Here is a 19237-nt window from a genome sequence, read left to right as displayed (position 1 = left end):
CTTATGACTGTGATTACCATAAGGGGCTATAGAAGGACTCAAAATCGTGAGTATTAGTGAGAGTGGTCGACAACAATCGTGCCGATTTCTGGATGACTGAAGGAAATTATGCAATCCAATCTTAACTCCTTGGTTCCTTCATGTGTTTCAACAATCAGGTACTCAACTTTTTTTCGTAGGAGTAAATCACTGGCCTGCCCCTCAATATTCATGCCGTCATTAAGTGCTATTTGCAACTTTAGTTGGCGTTGGCATGCGATTTCTAGATATTCGTAATCATCACAATTGATAGGTTGATATTCAGTATCTGTAGACATATTCCCTCACCACTGTGTTAGTGGCGGTTATTGCCGCCTTGAACATGTTGTACCAAGCAAAAATGTGCTTAATACGATAATAGCATAGTAACTTTAATAACTATAATCACAGCGAAGGGAAAAAGACAATTCTTATTCGCCAAATCAATGCATAACGTATTTGATCAGTAATGTCCGAATTTTCTTCGGTATGCCATATTTTTATTAGATGAAATGCTATGATGCTTATATTGGTTAATAAGTCAAAACACACGGTTTTAAGGGAATTATAATGAAAAAATCACTAATGTTAGTCTTAATGGCGGTTGGAAGCATTACGTTAGCTGGCTGCCAAAGTGCGACAAAAAATACTGATGCAGCACCAGTCGATAAAGTCTATACAGGGGTTTTACCTTGTGCTGATTGCTCTGGTATTGAGGCAACATTGTTAGTTAACCAAGATGGTAGTTATGTTGAACAACTGGTTTATTTAGGCACTAGAGATGGTGATACCGCTTTTCATGATACTGGTAAGTGGGATATAGAAAATAATAAATTACGTGCAACTAATCCTAAAGGTGAAAGTACTTATTTTGCTCAGTCGGAAGATGGCCAATCAGTGACCTTATTGGATTTAGAGGGCAATCCGATTGAAACACAGATGAATTATACATTAGACCAAGTTAAGCCGAGTAAAAAAGTGGGACAGTACCGCTATATGGCTGATGCCGCTGTCTTCACAGAGTGTGCTAGTGGTCGTCAATACGCAACTTCTGGCATCGAATTAGAAAAAGCGTATGGTGAAACAGGAGTTGATGGTGGTACGCCTGTCTACGCAGAAATTGAAGGTTATTATACAATTCGCCCTTCAATGGAAGATGGCCAGTTTGATGCCGCATTAGTACCAACTGGTGAGATTAAATTCGACAAAACAGCTTCTTGTAACTAATTCGTACTTTCTCTTTCTTAAAAAGACCCCTTTCAGTTGAAGTGGGTCTTTTTTTTGGCTGTAAATGTTCGATTAAAATGTCGTATTACCCACCTTTAATTCATTTCTTGTCATTATTTGATATCAATATAACTTTTTTATTGACGCAAAATATTTATATAAATGTGAAGGTCGTCATAGCTGATGGTCAATAGGAGACAATTGTTAGCTAGTTTGAATTATCGTAAGTGCAGGGAAGACAGTATACTCCCTTCAACTAGAGATAATTATGTTCTTTAGTGTGCAAGGTTAGATTACATGATAAGCCTATAAGAAAATTTATAAGTCACAGCGGTAATAAAAAATAGAACGAATTAAAGGATAAGGAATGAATAAGAAAAATATTTATCTATTTTGTTCTGCAGGAATGTCTACCTCACTGCTAGTTAACAAAATGAGACAGCAAGCAGAAAAATACGATGTACCTGTCAATATAGAAGCCTTCCCTGAAAGCTTAGCTTCAGAAAAAGGTGTCGATGCGGATGTCATATTGCTGGGCCCGCAAATTGCATGGATGTTATCGGATATTCAGAAATTATTACCTAATAAGCCAGTTGAAGTCATTGATTCACTCTTATACGGAAAAGTGGATGGGCTTGGTGTACTAAAAGCCGCCGTTGCAATTATAAAAAAACAAACAGCAAGTTAATACCCATAAGCTATTTACTACCTCTACAACATAATAACTCCATCAATACTAACGCTATGAATACAACGTAATAAGTTAAGAATGGAGCACACTCAAAAAATTGAGGGTATTTTTATGAGTCTTTTTATCACTTCGCTTGAAAAGGTACTCCTTCCATTCGCGGTTAGATTGGGAAAGCAACCTCATGTTAATGCAATAAAGAATGGTTTTATTCGAATTATGCCTCTGACCTTAGTTGGGGCGATGTTTGTGTTAATTAATAATGTTTTTCTGAGTTTTGATACAGGGTCATTTTTCTATTCTTTGGGGGTTAGACTAGAGCCATCAACGATAGAAACACTAAATGGTTTTAAAGTTATCGGTGGAAATGTTTATAACGGGACATTGGGGATTATGTCCTTAATGGCGCCTTTCTTCATTGCAATGGCACTTGCAGAAGAGAGAAAAGTTGATCCACTCGCTGCTGGTTTGTTGGCTGTTGCTTCTTTTATGACAGTCACGCCTTATGACGTTAATGGTGCTTATGCTGTTGGCGCTAATTGGCTCGGTGGGGCAAATATCATTTCAGGGATCATTCTTGGTCTAGTCGTTGCTGAAATGTTCGCTTTTATTGTTCGCCGTAATTGGGTGATTAGATTGCCAGATAGCGTACCTCCATCCGTCTCACGCTCATTTTCTGCACTTATTCCTGGTTTTATTATCTTATCGATTATGGGAATTGTGTCGTGGGCACTAAGTGGCATTAGTAGTAATTTCCACCAAATCATTATGGACACAGTATCCACACCACTTGCTTCTATGGGGAATGTTGTTGGCTGGGCATATGTAGTATTTACGTCTCTCTTATGGTTCTTTGGTATTCACGGCTCTCTTGCATTAACCGCATTAGACAGTGGAATAATGACACCGTGGGCATTAGAAAACGTGTCTTTATATGCAGAGTATGGTTCAGTTGACGCTGCGATTGCCGCGGGTAAATCTTTCCATATGTGGGCAAAACCGATGCTTGATTCCTATGTATTCTTAGGTGGAACCGGGGCTACATTAGGATTAATTATTGCTATCTTTATTGCATCTCGTCGTGCCGATCATCGCCAGGTTGCGAAATTAGCATTACCAGCAGGTATTTTCCAAATTAATGAGCCGATTATCTTTGGTCTGCCGATCATTATGAACCCAGTCATGTTTATTCCATTTATTCTTATTCAGCCTCTATTGGCTGGAATAATGGTCGCAGCTTATTATTTAGGGATTATCCCACCCGTGACGAATATCGCGCCATGGACAATGCCAACAGGGCTAGCTGCATTCTTCAATACTAATGGTAGTATCGCTGCCTTATTACTTGCATTATTTAACCTTGGTGTGGCGGTACTCGTTTATCTACCATTCGTTGTGATTTCGAATAAAGCACAAAACACAATCGATGAAGAAGAAAGTGAAGAAGATATTGCTAACGCACTGAAGTTTTAAAATAGGGAGGAGCGTGCTCCTCCCATTAAAAAGAGATAAAAATATGTTTGAACTTAATGATATCCAAGACGATACCGCTACGGATGAGCTTGAAGAAGTTGTTATGGGACTGATTATTAATGCGGGGCAAGCAAGAAGCTTAGCTTATACCGCATTAAAAAAGGCGAAAGAAGGTGACTATGAGACAGCAAAAAGTTTAATGGCGCAATCGCACTCTTCGCTGAATGAGGCGCATAAAGTGCAAACTCAATTGATTGAAAGTGATATGGGGGAAGGACGGATCAAAGTTAGCTTAGTCCTTGTTCATGCACAAGATCATTTAATGAATGCCATGTTAGCCCGTGAATTAATTACAGAGTTAATTGAGTTACATGAAAAATTAAACCATTAGAGAGGGAGCCATGATGCAGGCACTGATGAATAGAACCGACACTAATGCTGAAGTTAAACTAGTTCAAGAAAGTGAGCTTTTTAATAATAAAACCTTTCATGTCTTTATTTATAATAAAGTTGAGAGTGCAAGTGGACTGCATCAACATGATTATTATGAGTATATGATCGTTTTAACGGGTCGTTGTTACCAAATAATTAATGGAAAAAAAGTTTTATTAGAACGAGGGGATTTTATTTTTCTTCCGATAGGCTCTTATCACGAAAGCGCTTATGATTTTGGGCCAACACGAATATTGAATGTTGGTATTAGCAAATCATTTTTTGATAAACATTATTTACCACTATTACCAAGTTGCTTTGTTGCATCACAAGGCTATCAATTGAAAAATGAATTTATGGCTTATATAGAGTCTGTGATCGCATCGTTAAATTTTCGCGACAGTGAATTTAATGAATTTATTGAATTAGTTACATTTAATGTGGTAAATCGATTACGTCATTATCGTGAAAAAAGTATGCGAGATGATGCACCTCAGTGGTTAAAAAGTACATTGGAAGAAATGCATGATATCGCTATGTTTAGTGAAAGCGCTCTACAAAATATGATCGCTATAACGGGGAAATCACAAGAATACTTAACCCGAGCAACAAAACGTTATTATGGCAAAACGCCAATGCAGATTATTAATGATATCAGAATTAATTTTGCTAAAAAGCAACTTGAAATAACTAACTATTCAATTACAGATATTGCTTTTGAATCAGGTTATAGCAGTCCAAGTTTATTTGTGAAAAAATTTAAAGAACTAACTTCATTAACACCGAGTGATTATCGAAAAAATCTATTTAGTGTTGAACAAAAAATGGTAGGTTAAATTATTACCTAAATAAGCTTTCCATTTCTAAAAATCTCTAGCATACCCATCTTTTTTATAAAGATGGTGTGCTTTTCTATGTCTATTATAAAGGTACAATGAGGTTAATATGACTCAGAAACAGAAATTAAAAGTTGTCACTATTGGCGGAGGGAGTAGCTACACTCCTGAATTACTGGAAGGTTTTATTAAACGTTACCATGAATTACCTATTACTGAATTGTGGTTAGTGGATGTTGAAGAAGGTAAAGAAAAATTAGATATTATCTATAATTTATGCGAGCGAATGGTTAAACATGCCAATATACCACTCAAAATATTTAAAACGCTTGATAGGCGAGAAGCATTAAAAAACGCTGATTTTGTCACAACTCAATTAAGAGTTGGGCAATTAAAAGCACGTGAATTAGATGAATCAATCCCCTTAAAACATGGTTATTTAGGACAAGAAACCAATGGTGCTGGTGGATTATTTAAAGGGCTACGAACTATACCTGTAATTTTTGACATTATTAAAGATGTCGAAGAGATTTGCCCTAACGCATGGGTAATTAATTTTACCAACCCAGCAGGGATGGTAACTGAGGCGGTATATCGCCATACCAACTTCAAACGTTTTATTGGTGTTTGTAATATCCCAATCGGTATGAAAATGTTTATTACCGATGTTTTAAAATTATCCAATAGTGATGAATTATCTATCGATTTATTTGGTTTAAACCATATGGTTTTTATCAAAGATGTTATTGTAAATGGTTCATCGCGCTTTAATGAATTATTAGAGGGTATTGCCTCTGGAACGTTAAGTGCAAATTCAGTTAAAAATATTACTGACCTTGCTTTTGATGAAGGGTTAATTCGAGGGTTAAATCTGATCCCGTGTTCCTATTTATTGTATTACTTTAAACCGAAGGAAATGCTAGCGATTGAGCTTGGTGAGTATTATAAAGGTGGTGCTAGGGCACAGATTGTACAAAAAGTTGAGCACCAATTATTTGAACTATATAAAAACCCGACATTAGATGTAAAACCTAAAGAGCTTGAATTACGAGGTGGAGCTTATTATTCAGATGCGGCTTGTGAAGTCATCAATGCGATATACAATGACAAACAAACTGAGCACTACGTTAATATTCCACATTATGGACATATTGGTAATATCCCTGAAGACTGGACAGTCGAAATGACATGCATATTAGGTCATGATGGTGCAAAACCGCATCCACGTGTAAAACATTTTGATGATAAAGTCCTTGGCTTAATTTATACCTTAAAAAATTTTGAAGTTGCGACTAGCAAAGCCGCAGTAAATGGCCAGTTTAATGATGTGTTACTGGCGATGAATTTAAACCCATTGATTCACTCAGATAACGATGCGCGTTTAATTTCTAAGGAATTACTTATCGCCCATAAAAAATATCTACCGAACTTTGCTAAAGCAATACAACAGCTTGAGCAAGAAGGTTAATAAGCGAAATAGCTTATCGTATTAAGGGAGAGCATATGGCTGTATTACTTATTGTGAATGCCGATGATTTTGGACTTTGTGAAGCGGTTAATTACGGCATAATCGAATCTCATCGTAATGGAGTTGTTCATTCGACTAGCGCGATGATGAATATGCCCGCAATATCCCATGCGGCTAAATTAAGCCAAGAAAATCCGAATTTAGCTGTGGGTATGCATTTTGTTTTAACTGCGGGAAAGCCTTTCTCATCAATGCCGACACTTAGCCGTGGTGGGATGTTGGGCAAATGGCTCTGGGATATTGATATTAATGATTTACCATTGGTTGAAATTGAACAAGAGCTAAATCTGCAATATCAAAAATTTATCGAAATTTTTGGTCGAAAACCGAGCCATATTGATAGTCATCATCATATCCATATGATAGAAGGTATTTTTCCGATTGTTGTTGCTTTCGCCCAAGAAAAGGGCGTTGCATTGCGAGTTGACCGCCAATTAGAGAAAAATTGGCCGCCATTATCATATCAAGTGGCAAGCACTGACTGTTTCAGCAGTGAGTTTTATGGTGATGAAATTTCAGAAGCATTGTTTTTGAAGATTATTAATGAAGCTAAAGCACAAGGGAATAACTCTATTGAAGTTATGAGCCATCCTGCTTTTATTGATAATGAATTACTAAAAAGTAACTATGCTTATCCACGTTTAAATGAATTGGAAGTATTAACATCTGAGCGTTTAAAATCACAGATTTTGGTGGATGGTTTTAAGATTGGTTCGTACCGAGATATTTAAAGAAAAAGCCCAAATTCAATGGATTAACTGAAATTTGGGCTTTATTTTCTAGCTTTTAACCTATTTTATTTACCGAGCTTACCTTTTAGGAAGCTAATGACATTTTCTAGGCCAACCAGTTCTTTATCATCACTACGGCGTGATTTATATTCAATTTGGTTATTGTCTAAGTTGCGGTCACCGATAACGATAGTGTATGGAACACCAATCAACTCCATATCGGCAAACATCACGCCTGGGCGCTCTTTACGGTCATCGAAAATCACATCAATACCGCTTGCTTTTAGGTCCGCATAAAGTTTTTCTGCAACTTCTTTAACACGATAAGATTTGTGCATATTCATCGGTAAAATAGCCACTTGGAACGGAGCAATTGCATCCGGCCAAATAATTCCGCGGTCATCATGGCTTTGTTCAATAGCAGCAGCAACAATACGCGTTACACCGATGCCATAACAGCCCATAGTGACTATTTGGTTATGTCCATCCTCATTCTGGACTGAAGCTTTCATTGCTTCTGAATATTTAGTGCCTAATTGGAATATATGACCAACTTCGATACCGCGTTTAATTTGCAGTACACCTTTACCGTCTGGGCTTGGGTCACCTTCAACTACGTTACGTAAATCAAAAGATTGTGGTAATGCTAAATCACGTTCCCAGTTGATACCAAAATAGTGTTTTCCATCAATATTTGCACCTGCACCAAAGTCGCTCATCACTGCAACGCTACGGTCGATAACAATCGGCAGTGGCATATTTACAGGGCCTAAAGATCCAGGGCCTGCATTCACCGCATTTCTAATTTCAGCTTCAGAGGCAAATTCTAATGGGCTAGCGACTAAAGGATGTTTTTCTGCTTTGATTTCATTTAACTCATGGTCGCCTCGAATTAGCAAAGCGACAAGTGAATGGCCTGAATCCTTTTTCGCATGAACAATCAATGTCTTAATGGTTTTTTCAACAGGTAAATTGAATTGTTCAACAAGCTCTGCGATTGTTTTTGCATTTGGCGTATCCACCAAGCGCATCTCTTCTGTTGGAGCGCAACGTGGTGTTGTTGGTGCTAATGCTTCTGCAAATTCAATGTTAGCTGCGTAATCAGATTCAGTAGAGAAAATGACGTCATCTTCACCATTTTTCGCTAATACTTGGAATTCGTGGGATGCGCTACCACCGATAGAGCCAGTGTCAGCTTGAACAGCACGAAAATCAAAGCCAATACGCGTAAAAATTTTGCTGTAGGCTTCGTACATCGCATCATAGGTTTCTTGCAATGATTCTTGGCTAGTGTGGAAAGAGTACGCATCTTTCATAATAAATTCACGCGAGCGCATCACGCCAAAACGTGGGCGAACTTCATCACGGAATTTGGTTTGAATTTGAAATAAATTCAATGGCAATTGTTTGTAAGACGTGATTTCGTTACGCACTAAATCTGTAATCACTTCTTCATGAGTCGGACCGAGAACAAACGGGCGCTCACCACGATCAACAAAACGCAGCAATTCAGGACCATACTGTTCCCAACGACCACTTTCTTGCCATAAATCTGCAGGTTGAACGACGGGTAAAGATACCTCTATAGCGCCTGCATTTTCCATTTCTTCACGGACGATGGTTTCTACTTTACGTAGAACACGCACACCAGTGGGTAACCAGTCATACAGACCAGAAGCAAGTTTACGGATCATTCCTGCACGCAGCATCAGCTGATGGCTGATAACTTCTGCATCCGCAGGGGTCTCTTTTAGAGTTGAGAGCAGATATTTGCTAGTACGCATTGTATAGGTTCCATTAGAACAATAAGTTATGGCAAACGATTTATTTGCCAAGGTATATAGTGAGCTAGTCTACCAGTGACGGAGGCTTGCCAAAAGGGGTTAAGGTGATTTTTCGCATGGTTCGATAGCGAATACTTCAGTCACACCATCAATTACTCGCCAACGAATATTAAAATCTAATAAATGAACGGCATAGTCACGTGTTTCAGTAGATTGTTTTTTGTATGCGGGGCGAGGGTCTTGCATTAAGACTTGTGAAATAAATTGTTTAATACCCGGATACTGATTTTGATAAACATCTAATTCAGTTTCTAGTTGTGGGGTAAATATAACCTGCATATCATCTGAAGGTGTGTCTTGTGCATATCCTGCGGTTGCGTTTGATACTGCTTCAGCAAAAGGTAAATAAGGTTTTATATCGATAACCGGGGTGCCATCAACTAAATCAAGGCTGCCAAGCTCAAGGATCACCTGGTTGTTTTTGATTGTTATTCCACGTAATTCAACAAGTGACATACCTATTGGGTTTGGCCTAAAAGTTGAACGAGTCGCAAAAACACCCATTTTTTCATTCCCCCCGAGTCTTGGAGGACGCACGAGTGGTTTCCAACCATTTTCCATCGTTTGATGAAAAACGAATAAAACCCACACATGGCTAAATTGATTGAGTCCTCGTACTGAATTAGGGTCGTTAAATGGCGAATGCAAATGTAAGCGGCCCACACCAGCCTGAACAAGTCCAGGTTGGCGAGGGATTGCAAACTTTTCTTTATACGGAGATTCAATGTGCCCAATAACATTAAACTGAAAAGATTGCATAAGATATTTATTCAACAATTTGTAATGCGCTGCCTTCACAAATTGTTGCCTGATAGCAACCCGGAGAGGTCATTGTTTGGCACTGATGTAAAAGTACGGCATCAGCAGCAATATAGGCAGCTTGTGATAACATGCTTTTTTTTGCGGTATTTAAATTTGCCGGAGGGCTTTGAACGCTTTCTCGACAAGATTCACCGGAGACAACACCCAAATCTTTGAAAGGCATCCCTAATAACTCTTCTGGGCTGTTCATTAATTTAACGTTTGCTGTGTCTGGCTCTGCTACTTTCGGTACAGGTTTAGACAATTTCATACTAGTGAAACCTTTATTTTGCCCTGGACTCGTGTATTGGTTAATTCCACACCCGGCTAACACAAATGTTACCAAAGTGAGCAATAACAGTCTCATAAGTTATACCTTTCTTATATTATTCAAAATAATGCCGCGTTGTTTTTATAGTCTATAAATTACAAAAAATACTAGACGGCGTTAAGCCGTCTAGTATTTTAATCGTTTTTTAAATAATAAAAAAGATTACCAACCTTTAACTGCACCACCATCGAAGACTTCATTTGCTTTATTTGCAACTTCATCCGATTGATATGCTTGAATAAATTTCTTCACATTTTCGTTATCTTTATTATCTTCACGAGCAACAATAATATTTACGTATGGAGAATCTTTATCTTCAACAAATAAACCATCTTTTGCTGGGGTTAATTTAGGTGTAGCACTACTTGCCCAAGTTGTATTGATAATCGCTAATGCAATTTTTTGGTCATCTAAAGCACGAGGTAATTGAGGCGCTTCTAACTCAACAAATTTCAGGTCTTTCGGGTTTTCAACCACATCTAAAACAGTCGGCATTAAGCCAGTACCATCTTTTAATTTAATTAACCCTTGTTGTTGTAGTAACAGTAATGAACGGCCCAAGTTAGTTGGGTCATTTGGTAACGCAATTTGTGAACCATCAGCGAGTTCATCTACCGACTTGATTTTTTTAGAGTAAGCCGCAATTGGATAAATAAAGGTATTTCCGACAGGAACTAATTTATAATTACGATCTTTAATTTGCTGATCAAGATAAGGTTTGTGTTGGAATGCATTTGCATCGATATCGCCTTTACTCAACGCTTCATTAGGTAAAACGAAGTCATTAAATGAAACGAGCTCAACATTTAAACCATACTTTTCTTTAGCAACTTTTTGTGCGACTTCAGCAACTTCTAATTCTTTGCCCATGATCACACCAACTTTGATGCTGTTGGCATCTTTCTCTTTTTCACCACAACCAGTGAGAATGAGTGTGCCTAATAGCGCGCCGACAACTGCGATAGATTTTAATTTAATAGACATTGGTTTACCCCTTTAAAACGGACGTTATAAGCACCTTAATGGCGCAGCTATTTTACTAACTATCGATGTGAAACTTTTTTCATTAAATACTCGCCACCAAACTGAATAAGGTTTACTAAAATGACGAGGAGAACAATAACGGTATTCATCACTACAGGGTTATAGGTCTGATAGCCATATTGTAGTGCGATTTGACCTAAACCACCGGCACCAACAGCGCCACCCATTGCAGAATATCCGACTAACATAATTAACGTGATAGTGGCTGCATTAATTAAACTTGGCAATGCTTCTGGGATCAAAATCTTACGAATAATCTGAAGAGGAGTTGCACCCATCGCACGGGCTGATTCAATTAAACCGCTTGGAATTTCTAATAACGCATTTTCAACCATACGAGCGATAAATGGTGCAGCGCCAATTGTTAAAGGAACGATTGCCGCTTTTAAGCCAATAGTCGTCCCAACAAGAAACGAAGTTAATGGAATAATCCAAACCAGTAAAATAATAAATGGCACTGAACGGAAAATATTTACGACAACGGCAAGAGCTCGATATAACCCTACATTTTCCATGACCTGGTCTTTGCGTGTAATATAGAGCAATACACCTAATGGTAAACCTAAAACAAAACCCAAAAAGCCGGAAACAAAGGTCATTGTGATAGTGTCAATTGTGCCGTTAATCAGCAGATAAATCATTCTCTCAGACATAACCCAAAACCTCTACTTTCACGTGATGCTCTTTCAGAAATGCAATTGTGGATTCAATGCCACCATTAATGCCATGTAGCTCGGCTAACATCACCCCAAATTTTACGCCACCCGCGTAGTCAATTTGTGAACTTAAAATATTAATATCAATATCAAACTTGCGTACAGCCATTGAAATTAAAGGCGCATCAACAGACTGCCCTGTAAATTCAAGCTTGAGTAATGGTGATGAGTCCTTACCAGGCTCTGTTTTTAATCGTTCTTTATAATCATCTGGAATATCAATCACTAATGTTGATTGAATAAACGCTTGAGCGACAGGTGTTTTCGGGTGAGAGAATACTTCGCTCACCTTGTCTTGCTCGATTAATTGCCCACCACTGATTACAGCAACTTGGTCACAAATACGTTTTACAACATCCATTTCGTGAGTAATCAATAAGATAGTTAGGCCTAATCGGCGGTTAATATCTTTCAATAATTCTAAAATTGAACGAGTTGTCGCGGGGTCTAATGCACTTGTTGCCTCGTCACAGAGCAATACTTTAGGCGAATTAGCTAATGCGCGAGCGATAGCAACACGTTGTTTTTGCCCGCCAGAAAGGTTTGCTGGGTACGCATCTTTCTTTTCAGTTAACCCAACCAAATCGAGTAATTCATCCACACGCTCTCTAATTTTTTCTTTAGGCGTATTATCTAGTTCTAAAGGAAGAGCGACGTTATCAAAAACAGTACGTGAAGATAACAGGTTAAAATGTTGGAAAATCATGCCAATGCCGCGACGTGCTCTCGTCAACGTTTTTTCAGTCATCGATGTTAAATCTTGTCCATCGACAATAACTTGGCCTGAAGTTGGACGTTCAAGCATATTTACGCAACGAATAAGCGTACTTTTACCTGCACCTGAAGCACCAATAACGCCATAGATCTGACCAGCAGGCACATGCAAGCTAATATCAGTAAGTGCTTGAATGTTACGGCTTCCTTGCTGGAAAACTTTATTAATATTTGAGAGCTTTATCATTTATAGTTTCTAACTTTATCTGAATTGTTTTTAGATAGTGTATCTAATAAGGTTGGATGTTAAGGCGTCTAGACGTCTAAGTCAATAAAGATTGTTCTATTTATTCTATTCTCCTTTTATTTCTTTTCATGAGATACTAAAAAAATACTAAATTTTAGGAGCAAACAGGTGAGTAACGGGATCCCAGCAGTCTTTTTAGATAGAGATGGAACAATTAATATCGATCATGGCTATGTGCATAAAATTGATGACTTCGAATTTATCGAAGGGTCAATTGAAGCAATGCTTGAATTAAAAAAGATGGGCTATGCATTAGTTATCGTAACCAACCAGTCAGGTATTGGTCGGGGAATTTATACAGAAGACCAGTTTATGCAACTAACAGAATGGATGGATTGGTCATTAGCAGATCGCGGTATTGACTTAGACGGTATTTATTTTTGCCCTCATCATACTGAAGCTACAGTAGAAGAATATCGCCAAGACTGTAATTGTCGTAAACCAAAACCTGGAATGCTATTAGATGCACAAGACTTTTTAAAGATAGATATGGCTTCATCCATTATGGTCGGTGACAAACTGGCTGATATGTTAGCAGGTAAAGGTGCTAACGTCGGTACGACCGTATTAGTAAAAAGTGGCGAGCCAGTCACAGATGAGGCAATTAATAATGCAGACCTTGTTATTAATAGTATTGCCGAACTGCCAGAAGCACTAAAAAGAATCAAAAAGTAGTCGTTTTGAGTGATAAGCAAGCAGTTGAATAAAAAAATGAAAAAAGGGGTTGCCAGATTTTTCTGACTCCCTATAATGCGCATCCACTGACCGGGAACAAGACAACGCAAAGCGCGATGAACACTGAAACGGCAGCGAGAGATTCTGAAAAGAAAAAGCAAAAAATTGCTTTCCTCTCACGGAGGAAAACGTAATATACGCCTCCTCGCGACAACGACCTCGAAGTCGAAAATCGAAAGATTTAGTCGCAACGCTCTTTAACAATTTATCAGACAATCTGTGTGGGCACTCACAGGACACTATCAAAAAAATATTTGATTTTAAGTCTTGAAGAGTGACTAACACGTTAATTCATATATATGAAATAAGGTAGTAACGCTTATTTTGGAAGGATAACGCGAAGGCAAGCAGAGATAACCCGAGGCAGTACTTAGGTACGGCGAGGGGAAGCGATGCGAAGCCGACAAAGTTAGCCGAACAAAAGAACGTTACGGTCAGTAAGACATTCTTTGAGCATCAGACTACTTTTAATTGAAGAGTTTGATCATGGCTCAGATTGAACGCTGGCGGCAGGCCTAACACATGCAAGTCGAGCGGTAACAGGGGAAGCTTGCTTCCCGCTGACGAGCGGCGGACGGGTGAGTAATGTATGGGGATCTGCCCGATAGAGGGGGATAACCACTGGAAACGGTGGCTAATACCGCATAATCTCTTAGGAGCAAAGCAGGGGAACTTCGGTCCTTGCGCTATCGGATGAACCCATATGGGATTAGCTAGTAGGTGGGGTAATGGCTCACCTAGGCGACGATCCCTAGCTGGTCTGAGAGGATGATCAGCCACACTGGGACTGAGACACGGCCCAGACTCCTACGGGAGGCAGCAGTGGGGAATATTGCACAATGGGCGCAAGCCTGATGCAGCCATGCCGCGTGTATGAAGAAGGCCCTAGGGTTGTAAAGTACTTTCAGTCGGGAGGAAGGCGTTGTTGCTAATATCAACAACGATTGACGTTACCGACAGAAGAAGCACCGGCTAACTCCGTGCCAGCAGCCGCGGTAATACGGAGGGTGCAAGCGTTAATCGGAATTACTGGGCGTAAAGCGCACGCAGGCGGTTGATTAAGTTAGATGTGAAATCCCCGGGCTTAACCTGGGAATGGCATCTAAGACTGGTCAGCTAGAGTCTTGTAGAGGGGGGTAGAATTCCATGTGTAGCGGTGAAATGCGTAGAGATGTGGAGGAATACCGGTGGCGAAGGCGGCCCCCTGGGCAAAGACTGACGCTCAGGTGCGAAAGCGTGGGAAGCAAACAGGATTAGATACCCTGGTAGTCCACGCTGTAAACGATGTCGATTTGAAGGTTGTTCCCTTGAGGAGTGGCTTTCGGAGCTAACGCGTTAAATCGACCGCCTGGGGAGTACGGCCGCAAGGTTAAAACTCAAATGAATTGACGGGGGCCCGCACAAGCGGTGGAGCATGTGGTTTAATTCGATGCAACGCGAAGAACCTTACCTACTCTTGACATCCAGAGAACTTAGCAGAGATGCTTTGGTGCCTTCGGGAACTCTGAGACAGGTGCTGCATGGCTGTCGTCAGCTCGTGTTGTGAAATGTTGGGTTAAGTCCCGCAACGAGCGCAACCCTTATCCTTTGTTGCCAGCGATTCGGTCGGGAACTCAAAGGAGACTGCCGGTGATAAACCGGAGGAAGGTGGGGATGACGTCAAGTCATCATGGCCCTTACGAGTAGGGCTACACACGTGCTACAATGGCGTATACAAAGAGAAGCGACCTCGCGAGAGCAAGCGGAACTCATAAAGTACGTCGTAGTCCGGATTGGAGTCTGCAACTCGACTCCATGAAGTCGGAATCGCTAGTAATCGTAGATCAGAATGCTACGGTGAATACGTTCCCGGGCCTTGTACACACCGCCCGTCACACCATGGGAGTGGGTTGCAAAAGAAGTAGGTAGCTTAACCTTCGGGAGGGCGCTTACCACTTTGTGATTCATGACTGGGGTGAAGTCGTAACAAGGTAACCGTAGGGGAACCTGCGGTTGGATCACCTCCTTACCATTGAAGTGTTTTTGTGAAGTGCTCACACAGATTGTCTGATGAAATAGAGTAGCGGTATCGATAGGCTTGTAGCTCAGGTGGTTAGAGCGCACCCCTGATAAGGGTGAGGTCGGTGGTTCAAGTCCACTCAGGCCTACCAAAATTGAATTGATGCTTCGTTATAGATTAGCTCGCTTACCCACGTAAGCTTCGCCAATCTATGCCTTGCCTGAATTCAATTTATAACTGATTTCTTTCATAAAAAGAAAAAGACGATACCGAAAATACCTTTATGGGGCTATAGCTCAGCTGGGAGAGCGCCTGCCTTGCACGCAGGAGGTCAGCGGTTCGATCCCGCTTAGCTCCACCATAAATTTTTCTGATTATTCAGAATAGATTAGTCAACTAGTCTATTGCGAATAATTATGCTCTTTAACAATCTGGAACAAGCTGAAAATTGAAAACAACGCACATTGTTTATCGCTTAAACAATGTGAGAGTCTCTCAAAATTTCAGACCTGAAATTTTCGGTCACTTTAGCGAGTGGCATGAGCGAGCAGTCAGTCCTTCGCGGCGGCCAGCGCACAGCAAGCGCAGCATACATAAGTATGTGAGCATTGCGAGCACTGCCCAACAAAGAAGGAATGCACGCACAGCCATGACAGTAAGGTGAACGTTGAAACAATTTCGGGTTGTGAGGTTAAGCGACTAAGCGTACACGGTGGATGCCTAGGCAATCAGAGGCGATGAAGGACGTGCTAATCTGCGATAAGCGTCGGTAAGGTGATATGAACCGTTACAACCGACGATTTCCGAATGGGGAAACCCAGTGCAATTCGTTGCACTATCGTTTGATGAATACATAGTCAAACGAAGCGAACCGGGGGAACTGAAACATCTCAGTACCCCGAGGAAAAGAAATCAACCGAGATTCCCCTAGTAGCGGCGAGCGAACGGGGAGCAGCCCAGAGTCTTAATCAGCATTAGCATCAGGAGAACGGTCTGGAAAGTCCGGCAGTAAAGGGTGATAGCCCCGTATCCGAAGGTGTTAGTGTTGTGAACTCGACGAGTAGGGCGGGACACGTGTTATCCTGTCTGAATATGGGGGGACCATCCTCCAAGGCTAAATACTCCTGATTGACCGATAGTGAACCAGTACCGTGAGGGAAAGGCGAAAAGAACCCCGGCGAGGGGAGTGAAATAGAACCTGAAACCGTGTACGTACAAGCAGTGGGAGCCCCACCACCAAAGCATTTTCTGGTGTTGAGGACAACTTTGAAGTGACATTCAACACGCGTTGGCGGAGCGCTTTTTGCGACGCCCAACACACAAAACAAGCAGTGAATGTGCTTTGGGGTGGGGTGACTGCGTACCTTTTGTATAATGGGTCAGCGACTTATATTCTGTAGCAAGGTTAACCGTATAGGGGAGCCGTAGGGAAACCGAGTCTTAACTGGGCGAATGAGTTGCAGGGTATAGACCCGAAACCCGGTGATCTAGCCATGGGCAGGTTGAAGGTTGGGTAACACTAACTGGAGGACCGAACCGACTAATGTTGAAAAATTAGCGGATGACTTGTGGCTGGGGGTGAAAGGCCAATCAAACCGGGAGATAGCTGGTTCTCCCCGAAAGCTATTTAGGTAGCGCCTCGTGAACTCATCTTCGGGGGTAGAGCACTGTTTCGACTAGGGGGTCATCCCGACTTACCAACTCGATGCAAACTACGAATACCGAAGAATGTTATCACGGGAGACACACGGCGGGTGCTAACGTTCGTCGTGAAGAGGGAAACAACCCAGACCGCCAGCTAAGGTCCCAAAGTCATAGTTAAGTGGGAAACGAAGTGGGAAGGCTCAGACAGCCAGGATGTTGGCTTAGAAGCAGCCATCATTTAAAGAAAGCGTAATAGCTCACTGGTCGAGTCGGCCTGCGCGGAAGATGTAACGGGGCTAAACTATGCACCGAAGCTGCGGCAGCGATATGTAAATATTGTTGGGTAGGGGAGCGTTCTGTAAGCCTGTGAAGGTGTACTGTGAGGTATGCTGGAGGTATCAGAAGTGCGAATGCTGACATAAGTAACGATAATGCGGGTGAAAAACCCGCACGCCGGAAGACCAAGGGTTCCTGTCCAACGTTAATCGGGGCAGGGTGAGTCGACCCCTAAGGCGAGGCAGAAATGCGTAGTCGATGGGAAACGGGTTAATATTCCCGTACTGGTGATAATTGCGATGGGGGGACGGAGAAGGCTAGGCTATCCGGGCGACGGTTGTCCCGGTTTAAGAATGTAGGCAGGTGAATTAGGCAAATCCGGTTCACTACATGCTGAGGTTCGATGACGAGTCACTACGGTGATGAAGTAGCTCATGCCCCGCTTCCAGGAAAAGCCTCTAAGCTCTAGATTATCATTAATCGTACCCCAAACCGACACAGGTGGTCAGGTAGAGAATACTCAGGCGCTTGAGAGAACTCGGGTGAAGGAACTAGGCAAAATGGTGCCGTAACTTCGGGAGAAGGCACGCTGGCGCTAGGTGAAGTCCCTCGCGGATGGAGCTGAAGCCAGTCGCAGATACCAGCTGGCTGCAACTGTTTATTAAAAACACAGCACTGTGCAAACACGAAAGTGGACGTATACGGTGTGACGCCTGCCCGGTGCTGGAAGGTTAATTGATGGGGTTATCCGTAAGGAGAAGCTCTTGATCGAAGCCCCAGTAAACGGCGGCCGTAACTATAACGGTCCTAAGGTAGCGAAATTCCTTGTCGGGTAAGTTCCGACCTGCACGAATGGCGTAATGATGGCCAGGCTGTCTCCACCCGAGACTCAGTGAAATTGAACTCGCTGTGAAGATGCAGTGTACCCGCGGCAAGACGGAAAGACCCCGTGAACCTTTACTATAGCTTGACACTGAACATTGAGCCTTGATGTGTAGGATAGGTGGGAGGCTTTGAAGCGTGGACGCCAGTCTGCGTGGAGCCAACCTTGAAATACCACCCTTTAATGTTTGATGTTCTAACGTTGCCCCGTTATCCGGGGTGCGGACAGTGTCTGGTGGGTAGTTTGACTGGGGCGGTCTCCTCCCAAAGAGTAACGGAGGAGCACGAAGGTTGGCTAAGCATGGTCGGACATCATGCGGTTAGTGCAAAGGCATAAGCCAGCTTGACTGCGAGAGTGACGGCTCGAGCAGGTACGAAAGTAGGTCTTAGTGATCCGGTGGTTCTGAATGGAAGGGCCATCGCTCAACGGATAAAAGGTACTCCGGGGATAACAGGCTGATACCGCCCAAGAGTTCATATCGACGGCGGTGTTTGGCACCTCGATGTCGGCTCATCACATCCTGGGGCTGAAGTAGGTCCCAAGGGTACGGCTGTTCGCCGTTTAAAGTGGTACGCGAGCTGGGTTTAGAACGTCGTGAGACAGTTCGGTCCCTATCTGCCGTGGGCGTTGGAAGATTGAAAGGGGCTGCTCCTAGTACGAGAGGACCGGAGTGGACGCACCACTGGTGTTCGGGTTGTCATGCCAATGGCATTGCCCGGTAGCTAAGTGCGGAAGAGATAACCGCTGAAAGCATCTAAGCGGGAAACTTGCCTTGAGATGAGTCTTCCCTGACCCTTTAAGGGTCCTAAAGGAACGTTTAAGACTAAGACGTTGATAGGTTGGGTGTGTAAGCATAGCGATATGTTGAGCTAACCAATACTAATGAACCGTGAGGCTTAACCTGACAACACCGAAGGTGTTTTAGAGAGATTGGGTTGTTTTTGATAGCGAGTGAGAAGCCGAGAGGTGAAGGACACACAGCTTGTTTGAGATTGAGGTTCTGGTTTAGT

15 protein-coding genes, 2 tRNA genes and 2 rRNA genes are annotated in these 19237 nt (G+C 41.8%); 12 read left to right on the top strand and 7 right to left on the bottom strand.

The features are described 5' to 3' along the window. Positions 1 to 53: 53 nt before the first annotated feature. Positions 54 to 317, bottom strand: a complete 264-nt coding sequence (gene rof, locus M1E86_RS15295) for a Rho-binding antiterminator (RefSeq protein WP_102139922.1) — start codon at positions 315 to 317, stop codon at positions 54 to 56. Positions 318 to 588: 271 nt separating this feature from the next. Between rof and nlpE the strand changes: the two genes are divergently transcribed. The 7 genes from nlpE (at position 589) to chbG (ending at position 6933) form a co-directional block, all read left to right on the top strand. After that, positions 589 to 1245 (top strand): envelope stress response activation lipoprotein NlpE, encoded by a 657-nt coding sequence (gene nlpE, locus M1E86_RS15290; protein ID WP_125890274.1) that lies wholly within the window; start codon positions 589 to 591, stop codon positions 1243 to 1245. A gap of 367 nt (positions 1246 to 1612) precedes the next feature. Further along, positions 1613 to 1933: a PTS sugar transporter subunit IIB gene (locus M1E86_RS15285; RefSeq protein WP_094961145.1), complete on the top strand. Its 321-nt coding sequence runs from the start codon at positions 1613 to 1615 to the stop codon at positions 1931 to 1933. 114 nt (positions 1934 to 2047) lie between these two features. Further along, positions 2048 to 3406, top strand: a complete 1359-nt coding sequence (gene chbC, locus M1E86_RS15280; RefSeq protein ID WP_125890273.1) for a PTS N,N'-diacetylchitobiose transporter subunit IIC — start codon at positions 2048 to 2050, stop codon at positions 3404 to 3406. Between the two features lie 43 nt (positions 3407 to 3449). Next, on the top strand, positions 3450 to 3797 hold the full coding sequence (chbA, locus tag M1E86_RS15275; protein WP_125890272.1) for a PTS N,N'-diacetylchitobiose transporter subunit IIA: 348 nt from the start codon (positions 3450 to 3452) through the stop codon (positions 3795 to 3797). 10 nt (positions 3798 to 3807) lie between these two features. Then, a complete protein-coding gene (gene chbR, locus M1E86_RS15270) occupies positions 3808 to 4674 on the top strand; it encodes a transcriptional regulator ChbR (RefSeq protein WP_125890271.1) in 867 nt (288 codons plus the stop codon). Between the two features lie 109 nt (positions 4675 to 4783). Next, positions 4784 to 6142, top strand: a complete 1359-nt coding sequence (locus M1E86_RS15265; protein ID WP_213914637.1) for a 6-phospho-beta-glucosidase — start codon at positions 4784 to 4786, stop codon at positions 6140 to 6142. 35 nt (positions 6143 to 6177) lie between these two features. Then, positions 6178 to 6933 carry a chitin disaccharide deacetylase gene (gene chbG / locus M1E86_RS15260; protein WP_213914636.1) on the top strand — a complete coding sequence of 252 codons (756 nt, stop codon included), beginning with the start codon at positions 6178 to 6180 and terminating at the stop codon, positions 6931 to 6933. 65 nt (positions 6934 to 6998) lie between these two features. Here chbG and proS read toward each other — a convergent pair whose 3' ends face one another. The 6 genes from proS to metN all read right to left on the bottom strand — a co-directional run bounded on the left by proS (position 6999) and on the right by metN (position 12630). Beyond that, positions 6999 to 8717, bottom strand: a complete 1719-nt coding sequence (gene proS, locus M1E86_RS15255; RefSeq protein ID WP_213914635.1) for a proline--tRNA ligase — start codon at positions 8715 to 8717, stop codon at positions 6999 to 7001. A gap of 99 nt (positions 8718 to 8816) precedes the next feature. After that, positions 8817 to 9536 carry a tRNA (N6-threonylcarbamoyladenosine(37)-N6)-methyltransferase TrmO gene (gene tsaA / locus M1E86_RS15250; protein ID WP_213914634.1) on the bottom strand — a complete coding sequence of 240 codons (720 nt, stop codon included), beginning with the start codon at positions 9534 to 9536 and terminating at the stop codon, positions 8817 to 8819. Between the two features lie 7 nt (positions 9537 to 9543). Beyond that, entirely contained in the window at positions 9544 to 9945 is a 402-nt protein-coding gene (rcsF, locus tag M1E86_RS15245) for an Rcs stress response system protein RcsF (protein ID WP_125890266.1), read from the bottom strand. A gap of 126 nt (positions 9946 to 10071) precedes the next feature. Beyond that, positions 10072 to 10893, bottom strand: a complete 822-nt coding sequence (locus M1E86_RS15240; protein WP_213914633.1) for a MetQ/NlpA family lipoprotein — start codon at positions 10891 to 10893, stop codon at positions 10072 to 10074. A 59-nt stretch (positions 10894 to 10952) separates the two neighbouring features. Continuing rightward, positions 10953 to 11606, bottom strand: coding sequence for a methionine ABC transporter permease MetI (gene metI / locus M1E86_RS15235; RefSeq protein ID WP_004257375.1), 654 nt, complete (start codon positions 11604 to 11606; stop codon positions 10953 to 10955). Beyond that, positions 11599 to 12630, bottom strand: a complete 1032-nt coding sequence (gene metN / locus M1E86_RS15230) for a methionine ABC transporter ATP-binding protein MetN (RefSeq protein ID WP_213914632.1) — start codon at positions 12628 to 12630, stop codon at positions 11599 to 11601. Before metN ends, metI begins: the two co-directional genes overlap by 8 nt. 168 nt (positions 12631 to 12798) lie before the next feature. Here metN and gmhB point away from each other — a divergent pair, with 168 nt between their 5' ends. From gmhB to M1E86_RS15205, 5 genes are all read left to right on the top strand, one after another. Continuing rightward, a complete protein-coding gene (gene gmhB, locus M1E86_RS15225; RefSeq protein WP_004915273.1) occupies positions 12799 to 13365 on the top strand; it encodes a D-glycero-beta-D-manno-heptose 1,7-bisphosphate 7-phosphatase in 567 nt (188 codons plus the stop codon). 528 nt (positions 13366 to 13893) lie between these two features. Further along, positions 13894 to 15433 (top strand): 16S ribosomal RNA (locus M1E86_RS15220). A 65-nt stretch (positions 15434 to 15498) separates the two neighbouring features. Continuing rightward, positions 15499 to 15575: transfer RNA gene (locus tag M1E86_RS15215), tRNA-Ile, on the top strand. A gap of 134 nt (positions 15576 to 15709) precedes the next feature. Then, positions 15710 to 15785 (top strand) — tRNA-Ala (locus M1E86_RS15210). 328 nt (positions 15786 to 16113) lie between these two features. Further along, positions 16114 to 19131, top strand: a 23S ribosomal RNA gene (locus tag M1E86_RS15205). The 16S and 23S rRNA genes sit together here with 2 tRNA genes alongside, the layout of an rRNA operon. Positions 19132 to 19237: the final 106 nt, after the last annotated feature.

The organism is Providencia sp. PROV200, from assembly GCF_049901995.1.
GTDB lineage: Bacteria > Pseudomonadota > Gammaproteobacteria > Enterobacterales > Enterobacteriaceae > Providencia > Providencia rettgeri_E.
Note: the sequence above shows the minus strand (reverse complement) of the source record. Positions and strands in the feature narration are given on the sequence as shown.

Bases quoted from the DNA above. Each gene is read 5' to 3' on its own strand.
- chbC (WP_125890273.1), top strand. From the start codon at position 2,048: ATGAGTCTTTTTATCACTTCGCTTGAAAAGGTACTCCTTCCATTCGCG.
- tsaA (WP_213914634.1), bottom strand. From the start codon at position 9,536: ATGCAATCTTTTCAGTTTAATGTTATTGGGCACATTGAATCTCCGTAT.
- nlpE (WP_125890274.1), top strand. From the start codon at position 589: ATGAAAAAATCACTAATGTTAGTCTTAATGGCGGTTGGAAGCATTACG.
- rof (WP_102139922.1), bottom strand. From the start codon at position 317: ATGTCTACAGATACTGAATATCAACCTATCAATTGTGATGATTACGAA.
- chbG (WP_213914636.1), top strand. From the start codon at position 6,178: ATGGCTGTATTACTTATTGTGAATGCCGATGATTTTGGACTTTGTGAA.
- M1E86_RS15265 (WP_213914637.1), top strand. From the start codon at position 4,784: ATGACTCAGAAACAGAAATTAAAAGTTGTCACTATTGGCGGAGGGAGT.
- metI (WP_004257375.1), bottom strand. From the start codon at position 11,606: ATGTCTGAGAGAATGATTTATCTGCTGATTAACGGCACAATTGACACT.
- metN (WP_213914632.1), bottom strand. From the start codon at position 12,630: ATGATAAAGCTCTCAAATATTAATAAAGTTTTCCAGCAAGGAAGCCGT.
- rcsF (WP_125890266.1), bottom strand. From the start codon at position 9,945: ATGAGACTGTTATTGCTCACTTTGGTAACATTTGTGTTAGCCGGGTGT.
- proS (WP_213914635.1), bottom strand. From the start codon at position 8,717: ATGCGTACTAGCAAATATCTGCTCTCAACTCTAAAAGAGACCCCTGCG.
- M1E86_RS15240 (WP_213914633.1), bottom strand. From the start codon at position 10,893: ATGTCTATTAAATTAAAATCTATCGCAGTTGTCGGCGCGCTATTAGGC.
- M1E86_RS15285 (WP_094961145.1), top strand. From the start codon at position 1,613: ATGAATAAGAAAAATATTTATCTATTTTGTTCTGCAGGAATGTCTACC.
- chbA (WP_125890272.1), top strand. From the start codon at position 3,450: ATGTTTGAACTTAATGATATCCAAGACGATACCGCTACGGATGAGCTT.
- chbR (WP_125890271.1), top strand. From the start codon at position 3,808: ATGATGCAGGCACTGATGAATAGAACCGACACTAATGCTGAAGTTAAA.